This window comes from Streptomyces sp. NPDC038200 (genome assembly GCF_055600785.1).
Genome location: NZ_JBVJYH010000070.1, coordinates 1 through 1,528, shown reverse-complemented (window position 1 = coordinate 1,528; position 1,528 = coordinate 1). Strand labels below are relative to the sequence as shown.

Here is a 1,528-nt window from a genome sequence, read left to right as displayed (position 1 = left end):
GCACCGTCACCACCACCAGCCCCGGAGCGAAGCCGGTCACCGGACTGGCCACGGGCGGCAGTGCCACGCCGACGCCCTCCACCGGCACCGACCCCGGCGCGCCCGAGACCCCCGATCCCGGCGCCACGGGCACCGGGCCCGAGGCCGCGCCCGGCGGCGGCATCGACCTGTCGATCTGGCAGCTCCAGGAACCGGTCGGCTCCCCGGGGTCCCCGACCACGGTCGCCGCCTCCCGGCTCCAGGGCGGTTTCCGGGACTCCTACTTCTACCCCGACAGCGACGGCGCCCTGACCTTCTGGTCGCCCGAGCAGGGCGTCACCACGCCCAACTCCAAGTACCCCCGCTCGGAGCTGCGGGAGACCGCCGAGTGGCCGCTCGGCGGCACCCACCGGATGAGCGCGAGCCTGCGCGTGGTGTCCGTGACGTCGAGCGTGTGCGTGGGACAGATCCACCTGGGTTCCGGCGGCTCGTCCACCAAGCCGCTCCTGGAGCTGTACTACCAGTCCAACGGCGACATCGTCCTGGGCACCGAGAACTCCCCGGCCGGCGGCCAGACCCGGCACACGGTGGGGCACGTCCCGGTGGGGGAGAAGTGGAGCTACACCATCGGCGTCTCCGGTGGTGACACGATCGACCTCACGGTCGACGGAAGCACCACGCACTACCCGATCGACGACTCCTTCAAGTCGTACAAGCAGTACTTCAAGGCCGGGGCCTACAACCAGTCCGCGTCCGGCAGCAGCACCGCCGGGGCCAAGGTCGCGTTCTACGCGCTGGACGTCTCCCACGGCTGACCCCCGGCACAGAGCGAAACAGCAGGGCCCCGGCGCCGGAACGGCGTCGGGGCCCTGCCGCGTCGAGCGGAAGGCGCCTCAGTACAGCTCGGTGCACTTGCCGTTCTGGAACAGGGGCCCCTCGACGACCGGGAGACCGGAGCCGGGGTCCTGCACCACGGTGTTGAGTCCGCCGTGCGTGCCGGCGGTGACCTTGTCCGCGCAGTCCTGGACCGCGGACTCGCTGTCCCCGCTCTCCCCGCCGACGTACATGTCGAGCCAGGTGGTGGCGCCCTGCGGAGCCGTCTTCAGGCTGTGGCAGGGGCCGTTCTGCGGGCTGCCGCCGTCACCGCAGGCGTCCTCGACGATGAAGTACCGGCGCACGCGGGGCATGTAGAAACGGGTGCCGGCGGGATAGTCCAGCGTGTCCTTGCCACCCTCGGTACTGTGCCCGACCGCGAGCGTGATCGGGTCGGCGTAGGTCCCGGTGCCGCCTGCCTGCTGGTGCAGGACGGGAGCGGAGATCTGGGCGCTGCCCCGCGGGGTGTTGTCGAACCAGGTGTATCCCGTGGTGAACGCGGTGTCGATGGTCTGGCCGGCCCCGCTCGTCCCCGTGGAGCCGCCCCGGCTTCCGCTGTCCGGCACGTCGGGGGTGGCGCTGGTGGAGGGCGCCGGCGTACCGCTCCGCGTGGGCACGGGAAGCAGGCTCCGGGTGGGCTGCGGACTCGGCTCGGGGCTGGTGGTGGTGACGGTGT

The 1,528-nt window shown here is 72.1% G+C and carries 1 protein-coding gene and 1 pseudogene; one reads left to right on the top strand and one right to left on the bottom strand.

Annotated features, from left to right (window positions below):
* Positions 1-44 precede the first annotated feature (44 nt).
* Positions 45-794 carry a polysaccharide lyase family 7 protein gene (locus ACZ7KF_RS41545; protein WP_471087921.1) on the top strand — a complete coding sequence of 250 codons (750 nt, stop codon included), beginning with the start codon at positions 45-47 and terminating at the stop codon, positions 792-794.
* Positions 795-872: 78 nt separating this feature from the next.
* Here ACZ7KF_RS41545 and ACZ7KF_RS41540 read toward each other — a convergent pair.
* A pseudogene (locus tag ACZ7KF_RS41540) lies at positions 873-1,528 on the bottom strand (hypothetical protein); the annotation flags it as partial.